We start from the raw sequence: 18,551 nt of genomic DNA on the forward strand, positions 1-18,551 counted from the left end.
GGTCACCTATCGGGCCCGCTTCTTGAGCTTTCTGCGCTCCCGCTCGGAGAGTCCGCCCCAGATGCCGAAGCGCTCGTCATTGGACAATGCGTAGTCCAAGCATTCCTGCTTCACAGTGCAGGCCCCGCAGACCTTTTTGGCATCGCGGGTGGAGCCGCCCTTCTCCGGGAAGAACGCCTCCGGATCAGTCTGAGCGCAGAGGGCGTCCACCTGCCAAGCCAGCTCACCTTCGACCTGTTCGGCCGGGATCAGGGTGGGGATCCCCAGCCATACCGAATCAGAATCCTCCTGCTGAGCCGGTTCCGGCTGAGTGCGGCGGGAAGGCGCCTCACTCAGCGCGGTGACTGTGCCCTGGCTCCTGGCCTCGGCCTCCTCAGCGGCGGCCAGGAACGCGGTGGCCTGGTCCTCCAATGCGGTGCCGTGCTCCAGCCTCTCGGCGGCACTGGGGTCGGCCGGGTCCACGAACCAGTCGTTGGGCACGTTGAGCGCGCTGCTGCGGACTGGCGCCTGCTCCGGTTCGGGACTGATGTCACTCAGTCGCTGTGCCTTCCCCATACTGTGGGCCTCCCCTGGCGCCGGTTAGCGCTTCCTTCAGTTGGTCACGGTCAATGTCTGCCCCTAATTACACTGGTGTGAGTAAACATTCGTCAAGTGCTCCCGGCGAGTCGCCGCTAGGGGCCCCGGGACGGGATATCGCGGGGAACGACGCCGTGACCATCACCTTTTAGGGAAGGACCTCGCTTATGTGCCCGCTGACCTTGGGAAACCCGTCAGGAGAAGTTCCCGGAGAGTTTACGCAGCTGCTCAAGTTCCTGGCTTCCCGGCCCCAGCCCGCCGTTGTCCACTACGCTGCTGAAGGCTCTCGGGTGGAGCTCTCAGGGCGAGTCCTGGCCAACTGGGCAACTAAACTCATCGGGCTGTTCTCGGAGGAGCCGGGCCTCTCCCCTGGCGACCCAGTGGTGCTGGACATGGCGGTGCATTGGAAGGCCGCTGCTGCTGCCCTGGCAGTAGGGGCGATGGGTGCTGAGCTGACTCTGGGACCCGCCGGTGAGGAGGAGCCGGCGCTGGTGATCACCGACCGCCCCGGGGGGTGGGTGACCGGAACGGCCCTGGGTCAGGCTGAGCTGGCAGCGGTCAGCCACGGAATGCTGGACAGCTCCTTCGCGGAGGCCGGAGGGGATCCGCTGCCTGCCTGGGTGGTGGATGTCTCGGCAGAGGTGCGCCAGCAGCCTGATCAGCTGATGGTGCCGCTTCCTACAGTGCCGCTGCCCCCTATGCCGGAGCAGGAAGCGGCGGCAGCCGGGCCGCTGCTGGTCACCGACTGGCAGGCACACAGTGTCCCGCAGATGCTGGGCACCTGGGCTGCCGGCGGCGTCGTCGTACTCTTTGACGCAGAGCCCGGCGGTGAGGTGTGGCAGCAGATGCGCCGCAATGAGGGTCTCAGCGGTGGTCCCGGCGGCGCGGGCACCACGCCTGATGAAACCGACTAAGAGTTATCTTTGCGCTGCGCTGCCGGGAACTCATCGGTGTAGAGCGTGGCATGGGCGGCTGCCTTTGCGGTTTCGGCGTCTCCGGTGCCGGTGAAGACCCACAGCTTGTAGGCCACGAACCGGAAGACCATGGCCAGCCCCATCCCGATGATGGACCCGGAGATGAAGGAGGCCAGCTCACTGGTTAGGCCCAGGATGTAGTAGCTGAAGGCCACGCAGCCAGACATGATGAGCAGGCCGATCATATTCATCAGGATGAACATCATCAGTTCGCGCATCCGGGTGCGGGTGCGCTGGTGCCGGAAGGTCCAGTAGCGGTTGCCTACCCAGGAGAAGATCGTGGCCACGGCCACCGCGATGGCTTTGGACTTCACATGGGAGTCATCCATGGGGCCGGTGATCAGCCAGAGGAATACCGCAGAGTCGATGACAAAGGCCACCGCGCCCACGGTGCCGAACTTGGCGAGCTCACGCCAGAGCAGGAGGAAAAGTCCCACTGCTCGGCCCCATAAGGATTTAATCACCGGGTGATGCTACCAGCAGCAGTTCTCAATTGCCTGGGCTGCACTCGCCGTTGGTGCTGGCGGCCTGCTCCAAGATGCCGATCTCCCCGCGCTGCTGGGCCTCGATAAGGTAGAGCTCAGTCAGCGGGGAGCCGTCGGGCTGAGTGAGCTCGGAGGCCTCTGCAGTCTGCTGCTCCCCCGGCTCATCCTCGGCCACTGCCGGGTCGGTGTGCTCTGGGGTGGGCCCGGGCGGCTCCCCCTCGCTGTCTGCTGCTTCCTCAGGGGACTCGGGCTCAGTCTGCTCCTGCGGCTCCTGGGCGGACGGGGCGTCGTCGTCCTCTCCCTCATTGGCGATGAGCTCATCCACCCGGGCGTGGATCTGATCGAAATCGGGGTAGGTGGAGAACAAGTCCCCGGCGCTGCCGAAGTCGGGAGCGCCCAGGGTCAGTCGCTGCGGGGTGTGATCCTGCGCGTCCACGGCCAGGTCCAGCAGGCTGCCCAGCTGGGCCTGAGGCAGGTCGGTCTCCACAATGTTCTCCCCGGCTGCCATGATCTCAGTGAACCGGGTGAGCAGAGTCTGGGGGGTGAACTGGCCGATCATCGCCTGCTGCACGCACTGCTGGCGCTGGATGCGGTTGTAGTCATTGCTGTGGGTGCGGGATCGGGCAAAGGAGAGCGCGTCGCTGCCATCGAGCTCCAGCGTGCCGGGCTCGAACCAGCGGTTACCCCACTGGTTGGTCTCCGGGTGGCGGCCGCGGTAGGGCACCCACCCCCCGGACTCCACGGTAATTCCGCCCATCGCGTCGATGAGCTCGGAGAATCCGCCCATATCCACCATCACGTAGCCATGGATGGCCAGGTCCAGGGTGCCGGAGGCGGCATCCATCATGGCTGCGGCGCCGGGGTCCTGCGCCTCCGGATAGAGGTGGCTGTAGCTGTTGTGCACTTCGGTGTAGAGGAAGTTGATGATGCACTCATTGCCGCAGTTGTAGCCGTTGGGGTAGATCTCCCGCATCGGGGAGCCTTCGGCAAACTGGGCGTTCTGGAAGTTGCGGGGGATGGAGACGATGATGGTCTCCGAGGTCGCCTGGTTGACCGAGATCACGTGGATGGAGTCCGGGCGCAGCCCTTCACGGCCCTCTCCGGCGTCAGCGCCCAGCAGCAGGAAGTTGTAGCGGCCGTCCTCGGCCTGCACCGCCGCACCCTCACCGAAAATACCGGCCAAGGCGTTGCGCGCATCGTTGAGCAGATGTCCGGCGTAGGCCAGGCCGCCTGAGGTCAGCGCCGTCAGCAGGACGAGGATTACGGCGATGATCGGTTTGAACCCGGGGGCCAGTTGGCTGAAGCGGATGAGCCGGAAGGTGTCCAGCCAGAGGACCAGCCACCCGATGCCCAGTGCGACGAGGATGATGGAGCCGGTCCACATGATGAACGGCTGGGTCAGTGCGCTCAGCAGTACTGAGCGCATAGTGAAGTACATGGTGATGCCCAGCAGCAGGAGGAACCAGCAGCCGACGGTCACGGCCAGCGCAATCCGGCCCAGGCTACGGGATCCGGCGGTGATCTGCGCCCCGCCCGGGAGGAAGAGGGTCAGTGCGGTGAGGATGCTGGCGCGCTTGGTGCGTTCCCGGGGACTGGCCGCCCGCGGGTTGCGCAGGACATCATTGCTCCCGCGGAACTCGTGATAGGTGATGGTGGGCGCGATCATCTCCGCGGCCGGCAGCCCTTCATCTCAGCGGCCTCAGCCCGCAGCGCTTCCCCTTTTGCGTGGGCTTGGGCGGCGAGCTCGGTCTGGAAGGTCAGCAGCTTCTCTCGCAGTGCTGCGGCGTTCTCGCCGTCCCCGGCCGCCAGGGTGCGCACGGCCAGCAGTCCGGCGTTGCGCGCCCCGCCTACTGAGACGGTGGCCACGGGCACTCCGGCGGGCATCTGCACGATTGAGAGCAGGGAGTCCATCCCGTCCAGATGCTTCAGCGGCACCGGCACCCCGATCACCGGCAGCGGAGTCACTGAGGCGAGCATCCCGGGCAGATGTGCTGCGCCGCCGGCGCCGGCGATGATCACTCGGATCCCGCGGGTGTGGGCCTGTTTGCCGTAGTCGATCATCTCTTCGGCCATCCGGTGCGCGGAGACCACATCGGCCTCGAACCCGATGCCGAACTCTTCAAGGGCCTCCGCTGCTGCTTTCATCACCGGCCAGTCGGAGTTGGATCCCATGACCAGCCCGACCAGCGGTCCGGAGCCGGTCTGCGGGGCCGCGCTGTGTTCGCTCATTCTTGGGCCTCGCCTTCGGTGAGAATCTGAGCCACTTCGGCCGCGGTCTGGCGGACCCGTTGCAGCCTCCGGCGGGTGGCCTCGAAGCTCTCGTTGTGGTTGGTGGTCTGGGAGAGGATGTTGATGTGTCCGATCTTCCGGCCCGGCTTGGGCTCCTTGCCGTAGAGGTGGATCTTTGAGCCGCCGGAGCGCCGCATGGCGGCCGGCAGTGCCGAGTGGAGATCCTGATTGGCACGCTCGGGATCTGTTGAGCCAAGCAGATTCTTCATCACCACGTAGCCGCCGGCGCCGCCGGCCACCGAGGTGGCTCCCAGCGGCAGGTCCAGCACTGCCCGCAGGTGCTGTTCGAACTGGCTGGTGACTGATCCGTCTATGGTCCAGTGGCCGGAGTTGTGCGGGCGCATGGCCAGTTCGTTGACGTAGAGGCCCGGGGCGATATGGGTATGGGGATCGGTCTCGGCGACTTCGAAGAGCTCCACGGCCAGCATGCCGGTGACTCCGAGCTTCTCGGCGATAGTGGTGGCGATGCGCTCGGCTTCTGCCAGATGCGCCGGGGAGGTGCGCGGGGCAGGAGCGATGACCTCGTCGCAGACCCCGTTGGTCTGGTTGGACTCCACTACGGGGTAGGCAGCGGTGGCGCCGGAGGCCCGCCGTGCCACCTGGGCTGAGAGCTCCCGAGTGTAGGGGACCTTTTGTTCGGCGAGCAGGCCGGTACCCGCTTCCTGGGCACGGGAGAACCAGTCTGCGACGTCGTCATTCTCGGTGACTGCCGCGGCGTCGCCGATGATCATGACGCCTTTGCCGTCGTAGCCCCCGCGCGGGGTTTTGAGCACTACCGGCCAGCCCACAGCTTTGCCGAAACGGATCAGGTCCTCCGCGGTCTCCACCTGGGCCCAGTGCGGATTGGGCAGGCCGAGATCCTCCACCGCCCGTCGCATAGCCAGCTTGTCCTGCGCGTAGATCAGCGCCTGGGGACTGGGGTTCATGGTGATCCCGGCCTCGCCGAGCGCGGAAAGCACTGCGGCGGGGACATGCTCGTGGTCAAAGGTGATGGCGTCCAGGCCCTGGGCGAAGGCGGTGACATCCTCAACGGAACGGTAGTCGCCGATGGTGGTGCGTGGGATGACCTGGGCGGCTGATGCGGTCGCGGAGCCGGCGAGCAGGTGCAGCTCGATGCCGAGCTCGACTGCCGCCGGGGCCATCATGCGGGCCAGCTGCCCGTCGCCGAGCACGCCGATGCGGGGAATGGAACTCACAGTGCTCCATTATGTGCCACCGGGGTGGGCATTCCCATAATCACCACGCTGAGCTGTGAGGCAGGCCTTCTCCGTCTCCGGACTCGCGGCTACTGTGGATGTGGCGGATCACCCCGGCCCAGGAAGGAAGGACTGATCAGCCATGGCACGTTTTGTGGTGACCTTTGACTCAGCTGAGGCGCAGCTGCGCCAGCAGGAGGCTCCGGAGCTGCTCAGTGAGCATGGACTCTCCGCCGAGCACTACTTCCCGCGGCTGGGAATCGCAGTGGTGGAGGCCGAGGCCGGGCAGCTGGAGGCCTTGAGCATCAGCTGCCGCGAGCGCAGCCGGCCGATGAGCTTCACCCCAGAGCTGACCTATTATGCGATCTCCGAACCGCCCGGGGAGGGCTATGCCGATACCGAGGAGCTCACCTGGGGGCTGCAGGCCATCGGCATTGAGGCCGCGCAGCAGGCCGGCCTCACCGGCGCCGGGGTGCGGGTGGCGGTGCTGGACACCGGGGTTGAGTCCGAGCATCCGGACTTCGAGTCGCGGACCCTGGTGGCGGAGTCCTTCATCGAGGGTCAGGGCCCTGGCGATGCCCATGGCCACGGCACCCACTGCATCGGCACTGCCTGCGGCCCCTGGCAGGCGCAGAGCGGGCCCGGGTACGGGGTGGCCCCAGGGGCGGAGATCTACTCAGGGAAGGTGCTCGGCGATGATGGTTCCGGCTCGGACACCTCCATCCTGGCCGGTATCGATTGGGCACTGGAGAACGGCTGCCAGGTGATCTCGATGTCGTTGGGCGCTGATGTGCCTCAGGTGCAGCCGGCCTATGTTGCCGCCGGCCGCCGCGCGCTGGAGAGCGGGTCACTGATCATTGCCGCGGCGGGGAACAATGCTGCCCGCAGCGCCGGCAATAACGGCTTTGTGGGAGCCCCGGCCAATAGTCCGCACATCATGGCGGTGGCCGCGGTGGACTCCGACCTGCAGATTGCCGATTTCTCTGCCCGCTCCTCGGCTGAGGAGGGCGGGGAGGTGAATCTCGCAGCCCCGGGTGTACAGGTGCATTCGGCCTGGCCGGGGGCCGAGGGGCACCGGAGCATCAGCGGCACCTCCATGGCCGCTCCTCATGCGGCCGGGATCGCCGCTCTGCTCTGTGAGCATTCCGGGGTCCGCGGCGAACAGCTCTGGGCGGCGCTGACCGATCAGGCTGCCGCTCTGGAGCATCTTGACCCCGAGGATGTCGGCGCCGGGCTGGCCCGGGTTCCGGAGTGAGCGATGGCTGAGCAGCAGTGGGTGATCACTGTAGCCGAGGAGCATCGTGACCGGATCGGCGAGCTGGCCCAGGAGCTGGAGGCCGCCGGGCTGCGCATTGACCGGGTGCTCAACAGCCTCGGGCAGATCATCGGGGGCAGCCCCGGCCCAGCTTCTGCGGAGAGCTCGCTGCACTCCAGAATCGCATCCACCGCGGGGGTGGCCTCGGTGGATGCCGCTCAGACCTTCCGGATCGGCCCCCCAGACTCCGGAGTGCAGTGAGCCGGGGTGCAGTAGTGGGGAGGGGACGGTCTACTCCCCGGTGGAGCCGTCCAGGGACTCGCGGATGAGATCTGCGTGGCCGTTATGCCGGGCGTACTCCTCAATCAGGTGAATCAGGATCCAGCGCAGGGAGACCTCTTTGCCGCTGGGGGTGGGGCGGGCCGCAGGTTGATCCAGCCCGCCGGCCGCCAGCGCCTGCTCAAACAGCTGCCCCGAGCGGGATACTGCGGACTCCCAGAGGGCGAACAGCTCCTCAGGGGTGTTCTCGACCGCGGAGTTCCAGTCCCAGTCCGGATCCGCCTCCCAGTCCACTTCAGCCCAGTACTCGTGCTCGGGGGCGGCATGGAGCACGTAGGAGAGCCAGTTGTCCTCCACCAGGGCCAGATGTTTGAGCAGCCCGGCCAGGGTCATGCTGCTGGGCGGCAGGGCGGTGTTCAGCTGTTCCCGGGTCAGTCCGCTGCATTTGCCCCGCAGGGTCTGGCGGTGGAAGTCCAGGAACCCGGTGAGCAGCTCTGGTTCAGTTCCGGTCAGCGGAGGGTCCTGCCTCGGCGGCATCTGCGTCATGAGCCCACCCTACAGAACCCCATCCGGGCGGCGGCTCCAGAGCAGGAGGAGCAGCAGCCCGCGCCCTCCGCACACCATCAGCACATCGCGTGCGGAAATGGTCGGAGTTCCCGCGGCTTCCGGGCCGATTCCGACCCTTTGCGCACAGGATCTTAGGTTGGGAGGGGCGGGATCTTAGGTTGGGAGGGGCGAGCGGTCAGCGCCTTCTCAATCGCGGGGTGGCCAAGCGGGACAGAAGCCCATCCTCGATTGGGTAAGCCCGGCGCGCTACCGGGTGTAGGACTCCCACTTGCGGCGGTGGTGCTCGGCCTCCACGATCCGCACGGTGCCGGACTTGGAGCGCATCACCATGGATTGGGTGGACACGTGATCCCCGCGGTATCGCACCCCGCGCAGCAGATCACCATCTGTGATGCCGGTGGCGGCGAAATAGCAGTTGTCGCTGGTCACCAGCTCATCGGTGGTGAGGATTTTATCGACGTCATGCCCGGCCTCGAGGGCTTTCTGCTTCTCCTCATCGTCCTTAGGCGCCAGTCTGCCCTGGATCACCCCGCCAATGGCCTTGATCGCACAGGCCGCCACGATGCCCTCCGGGGTGCCCCCGGTGCCCATCAGCACATCGACTCCGGTGCCGGGGCGGGCGGCTGCAATGGCCCCGGCCACGTCCCCGTCCATGATGAACCGGGTACGCGCCCCGGCGGCGCGGATCTCCTCGACCAATTTGGCATGCCGGGGCCTGTCCAGCACACAGACGTTGAGCTGGTCCACGCTCTTGCCGGTGGCCTTGGCGATCAGGTGCAGGTTCTGTTTGACCGGCAGCCGCAGATCGACCATATCGGCAGCCTCGGGACCGGTGACCAGCTTGTCCATATAGAAAACTGCGGAAGGGTCGAACATGGAGCCGCGCTCAGCCACCGCCAGCACAGCCAGCGCGTTGTCGTAGCCCAGGGCGGTCAGCCGAGTGCCGTCAATGGGGTCCACAGCAACATCGGCCTCCGGCCCGGCCCCGTTGCCCACATGCTCACCATTGAAGAGCATGGGCGCCTCGTCCTTCTCGCCCTCACCGATAACCACCACGCCGTTGAGGTTGACCGTGTCCAGCAGCGAGCGCATGGCGTCCACAGCTGCACCATCGGCCCCGTTTTTATCGCCTTTGCCCACCCAGGCACCGCCGGCGATCGCCGCGGCTTCAGTAACCCGAACCAACTCCAGGGCCAGGTTGCGGTCCGGCTCATCGTCGCCCACCGCCAGCCGGGGGTTCAGATGGGAGAAGTCGTCATCCTGGCGAGCAGTCTCTCTGGTCCCTGCGGTCATCGTCTGTATTCACCTTCCGCTTGCCGATCCGCTGCTGACCTCGTTGTCGCAGCCGTCTCCAGCATATCGGGCCCTCAGACTGCCCGATAGTGAGAGAATGGAGCGCGTGAGTCAGCAAGCCCCCGAGCAAGCCCCCCACCAGCCACCCGAGCAAGCCGCTGAGCAAACCAGCGGGCAGGCCACTGGGCAGACCCCAGTCCAGATCACTCAGTCCCAAGCCAGCCGGCTGCGCACCCCGCTGATGGGCATGGTCATCACCATGGCCGTGCTGTGCGGCATCCTCGCGGTGATGTGGTTCGCCAATCCTGAGCCGAACACCCCCTACACCAGGGATGAGGATGTGCAGGAGGCCGCAGTGGGCGCTAACAGCATCACCGAGTACTCACCCATCTCCCCGGAGGTCCCGGAGGGCTGGACCGCCAACTATGCGCGCTGGGACACCCGGGCTGAGCACAGTGTGGACGTCTGGGAAGTCGGCTACACCACCAATGAGGTGAACTTTGTGGGCTTCGCGCAGACCGATGAGGCCACTGCCGGTTGGGTGAACTCTGAGACCAACCTCGCCAATCCCACCGGCACCAGAACGATCAGCGGTCTGGAGTTCGAGACCCGGGAAGCCTCGGGCCGGCAGTACTTTGTGCTCGAGGCGGAGAACAACCATATCGACGGCACCACGGTGGTCATCAGCAGTGACGCTGAACCGGAGGAGCTGCAGGCTGGGCTGCAGGCGATCATCGACTCGATCGGTGCGGAGCTGCCTGAGCCCACAGAGGAGGACGCAGAATGGACAGAGATCACCGATGAGCCATAAACAGCCCACCCCCGCTGAGGCCTGGCAGCTGCTCAAAGAAGGCAATGCCCGCTTTGTCACCGGCGAGGTCCGCCACCCGAACCAGAACGCGGCCCGCCGCTCCTCACTGACCGAGTCCCAGCACCCGGTGGCAGCGATCTTCGGCTGCTCCGATTCCCGGCTGGCCGCCGAGATCATCTTTGATGTGGGCCTAGGAGATGTGTTCGTAGTCCGCACCGCCGGTCAGGTGATCGACGACGCCGTGATGGGCTCACTGGAGTTCAGCGTGAATGTGCTGAAAGTCCCGCTGATCGTGGTGCTGGGGCACGACTCCTGCGGTGCCGTGCAGGCTACGGTCACCGCTGCTGAGACCGGGGAGCTGCCCGGCGGCTACGTGCGCGATCTGGTGGAGCGGATATTCCCCTCTGTGCTGGCGGCCAGCCGAGCCGGGGCGCTGAGCGTCAACGAGATGGTGGAGGAGCATGTGAAGCAGACCGCCGAGCGCATGACCAGCCACTCCCGGGTTCTCTTCGACGCGGTGAACGAGGGCCGCACCGCCGTGGTCGGGGTGACCTACCGGCTTGCCGAGGGCACTGCAGATGTGGTCTCCAAGATCGGAGAGCTGGAGACCTAACGTGTTCTCCCTGATCAGCGAGCTGCTCACCTCAGGATCTGCAGCGCAGATCGTGGCCGGAGTGCTGCTGCTGGCCGGCGGGGCCGCTTTCGCTCTCTGCGGCACTGCACTGGCGTTCATCGACATCAACCAGCACCGGCTGCCCAACCGGATTGTCTATCCCTGGGCCGGATTCACCGTCGGGCTGCTGGTGCTGGTGACCTTCCTGCTCACCGATCTCGGCGCCCTGGGCCGGGCGTTGGGCGCAGGCCTGGCCTGGGGTCTGCTGTTCCTGGTGATCCGTCTCATCCACCCGCCCTCGATCGGGATGGGGGATGTGAAGCTGGCCGTGGTGCTGGGCATGTACACCGGATTCCTGGGCTGGGAGGTGCTCCTGGGCGGCGTCGTGCTCTCTTTCCTGCTCGGCGGGCTGGTCTCGGTCTGGCTGTTGGTCAGCCGGCGTGCTGTGAGCACCAGCCGGATTGCTTTCGGCCCGTTCCTGATCCTCGGCGCTGCTGGCGCCCTGGTGTTCTCCTGACTCGATAGTGTGAACCTGAGCGAGCCGGGCCAGGCTCCGCGCTGAGCGATGAGACGGGAAGAGTGAACGTGCCTACTCCGGAGTACATCAAGGACCTGCGTCAGGACATCGGGCATAAGGAGCTGCTGCTGCCGGCGGTGACCGCGGTGGTGCTCAGAAGGGACGACGACGCCGGGATCCCACTTCCGGTGCCCCAGGTCCTGTTGGTCAAGCGTTCCGATGACGGCCGCTGGGGCGCTACTGCAGGGATTTTGGAGCCGGGAGAGGAGCCGGGTGCGGCTGCGGTCCGTGAGGTGGCCGAGGAGACCCGGGTGCAGGCCCGGCCCGTGCGGGTCACCGGGGTCTCCGACCATGGGCAGGTGGTCTACCCGAACGGGGATATCTGCCGGTTCTTGGATATCGCCTTCGAGCTGGAGTACGTCTCAGGGCAACCGCAGCCCGGGGACGACGAGGCCACTGCAGCTGGCTGGTTCCCAGTGGACGATCTTCCAGAGCCTTTTGTGAAACAGCACCGGGAACGGATCCGCTGGGCGCTGGAGACCGGCGCACCGGCCCGGTTCAGACAGTAGCGCGGGAGACGATGAGCTCGGCGTGCCGGATGAGCGGTCCGTCCACCATCGCACCCCGGAACTGGAAGACCCCGCCGTGTTTGGAGACCTCCTCCAGCAGCGCCCGGGCGTGCTCCAGCTCCTCCTCGGTGGGCCGGTATGCCTCGCGGATGGTCTGCACCTGAGCCGGGTGGATGCAGGCCTTGGCGGCAAATCCGCTGCCCACTGCGTCCGCGGCCTCCTCGGCCAGACCCTGGGCATCTTTGATATCGGCGTAGATGGCGTCGATTGCTGCCTTACCGCGGGAGGCCGCGGCCAGCAGCACCGTGGAGCGGACGTACCGGGCAATCTCGCGGTAGCTGCCGTCCGGGCCCCTGGATGACGTGCCACCCAGAGAGGCAATGAGGTCCTCGGCCCCCCACATGATCGCCGCAGTCGCCGGGTGCTCAGCGATCGCCTGGACCGCCGCGGCCCCGGCAGCGGTCTCCACCAGAGCAATCACCGGCACCTTAGGGATGCGCTCCGTGACAGCCTGCACATCATCAGCGCTCTCGGTCTTGGCCAGCATGATCCACTGCGGTGCCGCACCAGCCAGAGCCTGCATATCAGCAGCGAAGGCATCGGTCCCGGCCGGGTTGACCCGCACCACAGTGCGCTCCAGCAGGTCCTGAGCAGCACTGTCCAGGTGCTCGATGAGCGCTGCCCGCCCCGCCGGCTTATCCGCCGGCGCCACCGCATCCTCCAGGTCCAGGATCACTGCATCGGAGCGCTCGGCAGCCTTGGCATACCGCTCAGGCCGGTCCGCCGGGCAGAACAGCATGGCAGGGCCGAGCAGGAAGGGTTCTGGTGCGGAGGCGGGCTGGGCGGTGCTCATGTAGTGGTCTCCCTCAGGCGGATTTGTGGTGGGCGTCTCTGATCCAGAGCATCACATTGCGGGTGCACTCCGCCACCACAGTGCCGTGCTGATTGCGGCCAGTGTGCTTCACGGTCACGATGCCCTGGCCGGGCCGGGAGGCCGATTCCCGCTTGGCCAGGATTTCCGACTCCGAGTACAGGGTGTCGCCGTGGTAGAGCGGGTGCGGGAAGTTCACCTCCTCGAAGCCCAGATTCGCCACGATGGTGCCCTGGGTCAGCTGCGCGACTGAGGCTCCGACCAGGGTGGAGAGGGTGAACATGGAGTTGACCAGCGGCTGGCCGAAGGGCTGCTGCCCCGCCCAATGGGCGTCCAAGTGCAGCGACTGGGTGTTCATGGTCATCGTGGTGAACAGCACGTTGTCGGCCTCGGTGACGGTGCGTCCCGGGGCGTGCTTGAACACGGTGCCGACCTCGAGCTCGTCGAAGTAGAGCCCGCGCTGCTGGACCACGTGGGGGATGCTCTGCTGCTCAGCCATGGTCAGCGCAGCCCCAATGACCGGCCGATGAGCATCAGCTGGACTTCGGTGGTGCCCTCGCCGACCTCCAGGATCTTGGAGTCGCGGTAGTGGCGAGCCACCGTGTATTCGTTGATGAACCCGTAGCCGCCGAAGATCTGAGTGGCGTCCCGGGCGTTGTCCATAGCGGCCTCTCCGGCCACCAGCTTGGCGATGGAGGCCTCGGTCTTGAACGGCTTGCCCTGCGCCATCAGCTGTGCGGCCTGGTAGTACGCCAGCCGCGCAGTATGCGCCCGGGCCTGCATCCTGGCGATCTTGAAACTGATGCCCTGGTAGCTGCTGATCGGGGAGCCGAAGGTCTTGCGCTCTGAGGCGTAGCGAACCGCCTGGTCCACACAGCCCTGGGCGGCCCCGGTGGCTAGGGCGGCGATAGCCACCCGGCCCTCGTCCAGGATGCCCAGGAAGTTCGCGTAGCCGCGGCCGCGCTGGCCCAGCAGGTTCTCCTCCGGCACCCGGCAGTCGGTGAAGCTCAGCGGGTGGGTATCGGAGGCGTTCCAGCCGACTTTGTCGTAGCCGGCCCCCACGGAGAACCCCGGGGTGCCGGAGGGCACGATGATGGTGGAGATCTCTTTCTTGGTGCTGCCGTCAGCATCCTGGCTAGTGCCGGTGACTGCGGTGACGGTGACCAGTGAGGTGATATCGGTGCCGGAGTTGGTGATGAACTCCTTGGTGCCGTCGATCACCCATTCGCCGTTCTCCAGCCGCGCGGTGGTCCTAGTTCCGGAGGCGTCGGAGCCGGCGTCGGACTCGGTGAGCCCGAACCCTGCCAGGCGCTTGGCGCTCAGCAGGTCCGGCAGCCACTTCTGCTTCTGCTCTGAGGTGCCGTAGCGGTAGATGGGCATCGCACCAAGCCCCACCCCGGCCTCCAGGGTGATGGCCACCGACTGATCGACTTTGGCGATCTCCTCCAGGGCCAGGCAGAACGCCAGATAGTCCCCGCCCTCTCCCCCATACTCCTCGTCGAAGGGCAGCCCGAACAGACCCATGGCGCCCATCTGGGCGATGATCTCGTAGGGGAAGCTGTGCTCGGCGTCGTGCTTGGCAGAGACCGGGGCGATCACCTGTTCGGCGAACTCGCGGACCGATCCGGCCAATGCCTGGTGCTCCTCGGATAGCAGCTCTGTCATCAGGTGTCCTTACTCTCGGTGTTCTCACGGCTGGTGTGCTCACTGTCTGCTGCTGCGGCCGGCTCCTCAGCCGCCTCCACGGCGGCCACCACCTGGCCCAGCTTCACGGTCTGCCCCTGGTTGACATGGATGCGAGCTGTGCCCTCCAGGGGTGCGGTGAGCTGGTGCTCCATCTTCATCGCTTCCAGGGTGACCAGCACCTGTCCGGTGGTCACGGCAGAACCGTCGACGACGCCCACACTCACCACAGTGCCGGGCATCGGGGCTGTGACTTCCGGGACCGCCTCGGTGTGCTCCGCCTTCAACCGACTCAGGTGGCGCAGCACCTGAGCCTGGTGGTCCAGCACGGTGAAGGCACCGGTGTAGTCCTGGGCATGGACCCACACCTCGGTGCCCTCGCGGGTGGCGGAGGCCGTGACAGTCCGGGTTCCACTGTCTGGGCGGAGGGGCCCCTGCAACGTCACGGTGAAGGGCTCCTGGTCCGAACCGGCAGCCGAGGGGAGCACCTGGTAGCGGGCCGGGACTGGCTCACCGGAGCGCCAGCCGTCGCGCCGCCAGGCCAGCGGCGCTCCCTGAGCGGGTTGTGGGCTGAGGGCCGCGGCTGCGGCCTCGGCATGGTGCTGCTGGGCGGTGGGAAACTCCATTTGGGGAATCCTGCGTTCGATCAGTGTGGTGTCCATCTGCCCGGCCCGCACCTCAGGATCTGCGGCCAACTGCCTCAGGAAGCTGATATTGGTGGTGACCCCCAGAATGACGGTGCCGGCGAGCGCCTGCTCCAGCCGGACAAAGGCCTGCTCCCGGTCTGCCCCTGTGGCGATGACTTTGGCCAGCATGGGGTCATAGCCGGTGCCGATCTCCTGGTCCCGGCGAATCCCGGAATCTACTCTGATGCCTGCACCTTCAGGTTCCTGGTAGCAGAGGATCTCCCCGGTGCTGGGCATGAACCCGGAGGCGGGATCCTCGGCGTAGACCCGTGCCTCCACCGAATGACCGGTGAGGTTGACGTCCTGCTGGGTGATCTCCAGCGGCAGCCCGGCGGCGATTCGGATCTGTTGTGCCACCAGATCAATGCCGGTGACTTCCTCGGTGACCGGGTGCTCCACTTGGAGCCGAGTGTTCATCTCCATGAAGTAGAAGGTCTCCGGTGCCTCTGCAGGCACCAGAAACTCCACGGTGCCGGCCCCCAGGTACCCCACGCTGCGTGCAGTGGCGCAGGCTGCTTCTCCGATGCGCTGCCGGGTGGCCTCATCCAGCAGGGCGGAGGGTGCCTCCTCGATGACCTTCTGGTGGCGGCGCTGCAGTGAACACTCCCGCTCCCCCAGGTGGATGGTATTGCCCCGCGAATCGGCAAGGATCTGGACCTCGATATGCCGGGGTGAGCGGATAAGCTGCTCGATGAGCAGCGTGTCATCGCCGAAGGCTGCCTTGGCCACCCGTCGGGCGGTCTTCAGAGTCTCGGGAAGGTCCTGGGGCTTGTCCACCACGTGCATCCCTTTGCCCCCTCCGCCGGCTGAGGGTTTGATCAGCACCGGGTAGGTCATTCCTTCGGCTGCGGCGATGAGCTGCTCATCGCTCAGCCCGGGCTCACTGATGCCTTCCACCAGCGGAACCCCGGCCTGTGCCACGTGGTTCTTGGCGCGGATCTTATCCCCCATCACTTCCAATGCGTAGGGCTCGGGCCCGATGAAGGTGATGCCGGATGCAGTACAGGCCCGGGCGAAGGCGGCGTTCTCGGAGAGAAAGCCGTAGCCGGGGTGGATGGCTTCAGCCCCGGACCACTGGGCAGCCTCCATGATCGCCTCAATGTCCAGGTAGGTGGCGGCACCAGCAGGTCCGATCCTGAGAGCTTGGTCGGCTTCACTGGTATGCGGCCCATGGTCGCCCTCCGCGTAGACCGCTACCGAACGAATGCCCAACTGACGCAGGGTGCGGATCACCCGGCAGGCGATCTCCCCGCGGTTGGCTACTAATACCGTGCGGAACATGAGTTTCACCTACATCCTGAACAGGCCGAAGTTGGTCTCCGGCAGCGGTGAGCGGGAACAGGTCTCTAGGGCCAGGCCCAGGACCCGGCGGGTGTCGGCGGGGTCGATAATGCCGTCGTCCCAGAGCCGGGCAGTGGAGTAGTAGGGCTGGCCCTGTGCCTCGTACTTCTGGCGGATGGGAGCCTTGAACTCCTCCTCGGCCTCGGCGGACCAGTCTTCCCCGGCGGCCTCCAGCTGATCTCGTTTCACGGTGGCCAGCACCGAGGCCGCCTGGTTGCCGCCCATCACCGAGATCCGCGCATTGGGCCACATGAAGAGGAACCGGGGTGAGTAGGCCCGCCCGCACATCGAGTAGTTGCCGGCCCCGAATGATCCCCCGATGATCACGGTGATCTTGGGCACCCGGGTGCTGGCTACTGCGGTGACCATCTTGGCCCCATGTTTGGCGATCCCGCCTGCCTCGTAATCGCGGCCCACCATGAATCCGGAGATGTTCTGCAGGAACAGCAGCGGGATCCCGCGCTGGTCGCAGAGTTCGATGAAGTGGGCGCCCTTGAGCGAGGATTCTGCGAAGAGGATGCCGTTATTGGCCACGATGCCCACCGGGTGCCCGTCAATATGGGCGAAGCCGGTGACCAGGGTGGGGCCGTAGGCGGGTTTGAACTCGTGGAAGGCGCTGTCATCCACGATCCGGGCGATCACCTCCCGGACTTCCAGGGGTTGGTTCACATCCGGTGGGAGGATCCCATAGAGTTCCTCTGCGCTGTGCCGCGGCGGCTGCGGGGCGGTAACCTGCCAGGCCCGTGGCGCAGGTGCCGGCAGCGTGGCCACGATGTCCCGGAGGATCTGCAGGGCGTGGTCGTCGTTCTCTGCGAGATGGTCTGCCACTCCGGACTCGGCCGTGTGCACTTTGGCCCCGCCCAGCTCCTCTGCGGTGACTACCTCCCCGGTGGCGGCCTTCACCAGGGGCGGGCCGCCCAGGAAGATGGTGCCCTGGTTGCGCACGATCACGCATTCATCGCTCATCGCCGGCACATAGGCCCCGCCGGCGGTGCAGGAGCCGAGCACCGCAGCGATCTGCGGGATCCCTTTGGCGGACAGGTTCGCCTGGTTGTAGAAGATCCGGCCGAAGTGATCCTTGTCCGGGAACACCTCGTCCTGCATGGGCAGGAAGGCCCCGCCGGAGTCCACCAGGTAGAGGCAGGGCAGCCGATTGGCCTCGGCGATCTCCTGGGCGCGCAGATGCTTCTTGGCTGTCATCGGGAAATAGGTGCCGCCTTTGACGGTGGAGTCATTGCAGACCACCATCACCTGCCTGCCATGCACCAGACCGATCCCGGTGATGATGCCGGCACCCGGGGCCTCATCGTTATAGAGTCCGTGGGCGGCCAGTGGACCGATTTCCAGAAAGGGGCTGCCCTCATCCAGCAGCCGGTTGACCCGCTCCCGGGGCAGCAGCCGGCCCCGGTCCAGATGACGACGCCGCGTGCGCTCCGGTCCGCCGAGGGCCGCCCTGGTCAGGTGCTCGTGCAGGTCTGCGACCAGTTGACGATTGTGCTGGTCATTGGCCTGGAAGTCCTGGGACTGGGTGTCAATCACGCTGTGAAGCGACTGCACGGCTGCCTTCCTGGGGTAGTTGCCTGGAACCTAACCTAGCGGGGAGTCCAGGGGCGGACAATGGAGGGGCTGCTCTACAGCAGCATCACCCTGGGGTCGGCCAGGGCCCGGCCGATATCGCTGAGGAACAGTGCGACCTCCTTGCCGTCCAGGATGCGGTGATCGGCGGAGACCGCCAAGGTGGTGACCTGCCGCAGGGCGATCTGGTCCTGGTGCTCCCACGGTGTTCTGCGGATCCGCCCGAAGGCCACGATTGCTGACTCCCCGGGGTTGAGGATCGGAGTTCCGCTGTCCACTCCAAACACTCCCACATTGGTGATGGTCAGGGTGCCGTCCTTCATCTCAGCCGGTGAGGTCTTGCCCTGCCTGGCGCGTTCAGTCAGTGCGGCCAGGGACTCGGCCAGCTCCACCAGGGACATCGCCTGCGCGCTCTTGATATTGGGCACGATCAGCCCGCGCTCAGTGGCTGCAGCGATCCCAAGGTTCACCTCTGGGGAGAGGATGATCTCCTTCTCGGTGAACCGGCCGTTGACCATCGGATTGCGCCCAGCGGCCCAGCACACCGCCCGAGCCAGCAGCAGCATGGGGGTGATCTTCACATGAGACAGCTCCGGGGCCTGCTTGAGCTCGCTGAGGAACTCCAGGCCCTCGGTGATGTCCACGTCAAGAAAGACGGTGACATGCGGGGCGGTGAAGGCTGAGGAAACCATGGCCGCCGCAGTGGCTTTGCGCACCCCGGTCACTGGTATCCGGCGGGCGGCTTCTGCGCTGGGTTGATCCGGTTGCTCCCCTGGTGCCTGCTGCCCGGTCTGCTCCTGATAGTCCAGGAGGTCCTGGCGGGTCACATTGCCGCGGGGCCCGGTGGGGGGCACCTGGTGCAGGTCCACGCCGAGGTCCTTGGCCAGCTTGCGCACCGGCGGGGAGGCCAGGGCCGGTCCGGAGCGGAGACTGGTATCGGTGCCGGACTCATGCTGGCCGGCTGCTTCGGC

20 protein-coding genes are annotated in these 18,551 nt (G+C 66.2%); 7 read left to right on the top strand and 13 right to left on the bottom strand.

Annotated elements, in window-relative coordinates; translation table 11 throughout:
- Nucleotides 1–6 precede the first annotated feature (6 nt).
- The gene (locus tag GNZ21_RS16040) at nucleotides 7–555 is read right to left on the bottom strand and encodes a WhiB family transcriptional regulator (RefSeq protein WP_157320256.1); all 549 of its coding nucleotides are present in this window, start codon (nucleotides 553–555) and stop codon (nucleotides 7–9) included.
- Between the two features lie 188 nt (nucleotides 556–743).
- Here GNZ21_RS16040 and GNZ21_RS00305 point away from each other — a divergent pair, with 188 nt between their 5' ends.
- On the top strand, nucleotides 744–1,490 hold the full coding sequence (locus tag GNZ21_RS00305; RefSeq protein WP_157320257.1) for a TIGR03089 family protein: 747 nt from the start codon (nucleotides 744–746) through the stop codon (nucleotides 1,488–1,490).
- Here GNZ21_RS00305 and GNZ21_RS00310 read toward each other — a convergent pair.
- The 4 genes from GNZ21_RS00310 to GNZ21_RS00325 are packed head-to-tail and all read right to left on the bottom strand — an operon-like array spanning nucleotide 1,487 to nucleotide 5,520.
- Nucleotides 1,487–2,014 (bottom strand): GtrA family protein, encoded by a 528-nt coding sequence (locus GNZ21_RS00310; protein WP_188503745.1) that lies wholly within the window; start codon nucleotides 2,012–2,014, stop codon nucleotides 1,487–1,489. The genes GNZ21_RS00305 and GNZ21_RS00310 overlap by 4 nt on opposite strands.
- A gap of 25 nt (nucleotides 2,015–2,039) precedes the next feature.
- Complete coding sequence (locus GNZ21_RS00315; protein ID WP_157320259.1) at nucleotides 2,040–3,701, bottom strand: LCP family glycopolymer transferase; 1,662 nt, start codon at nucleotides 3,699–3,701, stop codon at nucleotides 2,040–2,042.
- A complete protein-coding gene (gene purE, locus GNZ21_RS00320) occupies nucleotides 3,698–4,264 on the bottom strand; it encodes a 5-(carboxyamino)imidazole ribonucleotide mutase (RefSeq protein WP_157320261.1) in 567 nt (188 codons plus the stop codon). Before purE ends, GNZ21_RS00315 begins: the two co-directional genes overlap by 4 nt.
- On the bottom strand, nucleotides 4,261–5,520 hold the full coding sequence (locus tag GNZ21_RS00325) for a 5-(carboxyamino)imidazole ribonucleotide synthase (protein WP_188503746.1): 1,260 nt from the start codon (nucleotides 5,518–5,520) through the stop codon (nucleotides 4,261–4,263). The genes purE and GNZ21_RS00325 overlap by 4 nt, the downstream gene beginning before the upstream one ends.
- Before the next feature lie 142 nt (nucleotides 5,521–5,662).
- On the opposite strand from GNZ21_RS00325, the gene GNZ21_RS00330 reads away from it, so the two are divergent.
- Together GNZ21_RS00330 and GNZ21_RS00335 are read left to right on the top strand one after the other, a co-directional pair.
- A complete protein-coding gene (locus GNZ21_RS00330; RefSeq protein WP_157320263.1) occupies nucleotides 5,663–6,775 on the top strand; it encodes a S8 family serine peptidase in 1,113 nt (370 codons plus the stop codon).
- A 3-nt stretch (nucleotides 6,776–6,778) separates the two neighbouring features.
- Nucleotides 6,779–7,036, top strand: a complete 258-nt coding sequence (locus GNZ21_RS00335; RefSeq protein WP_157320265.1) for a hypothetical protein — start codon at nucleotides 6,779–6,781, stop codon at nucleotides 7,034–7,036.
- 30 nt (nucleotides 7,037–7,066) lie between these two features.
- Here the strand turns inward: GNZ21_RS00335 and GNZ21_RS00340 are convergent, their stop codons facing one another.
- Both GNZ21_RS00340 and glpX read right to left on the bottom strand, forming a co-directional pair.
- Entirely contained in the window at nucleotides 7,067–7,600 is a 534-nt protein-coding gene (locus tag GNZ21_RS00340) for a DinB family protein (protein WP_157320267.1), read from the bottom strand.
- A 267-nt stretch (nucleotides 7,601–7,867) separates the two neighbouring features.
- The gene (gene glpX / locus GNZ21_RS00345; RefSeq protein WP_157320269.1) at nucleotides 7,868–8,914 is read right to left on the bottom strand and encodes a class II fructose-bisphosphatase; all 1,047 of its coding nucleotides are present in this window, start codon (nucleotides 8,912–8,914) and stop codon (nucleotides 7,868–7,870) included.
- 106 nt (nucleotides 8,915–9,020) lie between these two features.
- On the opposite strand from glpX, the gene GNZ21_RS00350 reads away from it, so the two are divergent.
- The 4 genes from GNZ21_RS00350 to GNZ21_RS00365 all read left to right on the top strand — a co-directional run bounded on the left by GNZ21_RS00350 (nucleotide 9,021) and on the right by GNZ21_RS00365 (nucleotide 11,424).
- Nucleotides 9,021–9,725 carry a DUF4245 domain-containing protein gene (locus GNZ21_RS00350; RefSeq protein ID WP_157320271.1) on the top strand — a complete coding sequence of 235 codons (705 nt, stop codon included), beginning with the start codon at nucleotides 9,021–9,023 and terminating at the stop codon, nucleotides 9,723–9,725.
- A complete protein-coding gene (locus tag GNZ21_RS00355) occupies nucleotides 9,715–10,338 on the top strand; it encodes a carbonic anhydrase (RefSeq protein ID WP_157320273.1) in 624 nt (207 codons plus the stop codon). The genes GNZ21_RS00350 and GNZ21_RS00355 overlap by 11 nt, the downstream gene beginning before the upstream one ends.
- 1 nt (nucleotide 10,339) lies before the next feature.
- Entirely contained in the window at nucleotides 10,340–10,855 is a 516-nt protein-coding gene (locus GNZ21_RS00360) for a prepilin peptidase (protein ID WP_157320275.1), read from the top strand.
- Between the two features lie 68 nt (nucleotides 10,856–10,923).
- Nucleotides 10,924–11,424 (top strand): NUDIX hydrolase, encoded by a 501-nt coding sequence (locus GNZ21_RS00365; protein ID WP_229659556.1) that lies wholly within the window; start codon nucleotides 10,924–10,926, stop codon nucleotides 11,422–11,424.
- Here the strand turns inward: GNZ21_RS00365 and GNZ21_RS00370 are convergent.
- The 6 genes from GNZ21_RS00370 to GNZ21_RS00395 form a co-directional block, all read right to left on the bottom strand.
- A complete protein-coding gene (locus GNZ21_RS00370) occupies nucleotides 11,414–12,277 on the bottom strand; it encodes an HpcH/HpaI aldolase/citrate lyase family protein (RefSeq protein ID WP_157320277.1) in 864 nt (287 codons plus the stop codon). The two genes, GNZ21_RS00365 and GNZ21_RS00370, sit on opposite strands and share 11 nt — an antisense overlap.
- Before the next feature lie 13 nt (nucleotides 12,278–12,290).
- Nucleotides 12,291–12,794, bottom strand: a complete 504-nt coding sequence (locus tag GNZ21_RS00375; RefSeq protein WP_157320279.1) for a MaoC family dehydratase — start codon at nucleotides 12,792–12,794, stop codon at nucleotides 12,291–12,293.
- Between the two features lie 2 nt (nucleotides 12,795–12,796).
- Nucleotides 12,797–13,960 carry an acyl-CoA dehydrogenase family protein gene (locus GNZ21_RS00380; protein ID WP_157320281.1) on the bottom strand — a complete coding sequence of 388 codons (1,164 nt, stop codon included), beginning with the start codon at nucleotides 13,958–13,960 and terminating at the stop codon, nucleotides 12,797–12,799.
- The gene (locus GNZ21_RS00385; RefSeq protein WP_157320283.1) at nucleotides 13,960–15,945 is read right to left on the bottom strand and encodes an ATP-binding protein; all 1,986 of its coding nucleotides are present in this window, start codon (nucleotides 15,943–15,945) and stop codon (nucleotides 13,960–13,962) included. The genes GNZ21_RS00380 and GNZ21_RS00385 overlap by 1 nt, the downstream gene beginning before the upstream one ends.
- Nucleotides 15,946–15,954: 9 nt before the next feature.
- On the bottom strand, nucleotides 15,955–17,544 hold the full coding sequence (locus tag GNZ21_RS00390) for a carboxyl transferase domain-containing protein (RefSeq protein ID WP_373868454.1): 1,590 nt from the start codon (nucleotides 17,542–17,544) through the stop codon (nucleotides 15,955–15,957).
- Nucleotides 17,545–17,636: 92 nt separating this feature from the next.
- Nucleotides 17,637–18,551, bottom strand: a 915-nt coding sequence (locus tag GNZ21_RS00395) for a dihydrolipoamide acetyltransferase family protein (RefSeq protein ID WP_198345928.1), incomplete at its 5' end; no start/stop codon positions are given.

The organism is Nesterenkonia alkaliphila, from assembly GCF_009758175.1.
Taxonomy (GTDB): domain Bacteria; phylum Actinomycetota; class Actinomycetes; order Actinomycetales; family Micrococcaceae; genus Nesterenkonia; species Nesterenkonia alkaliphila.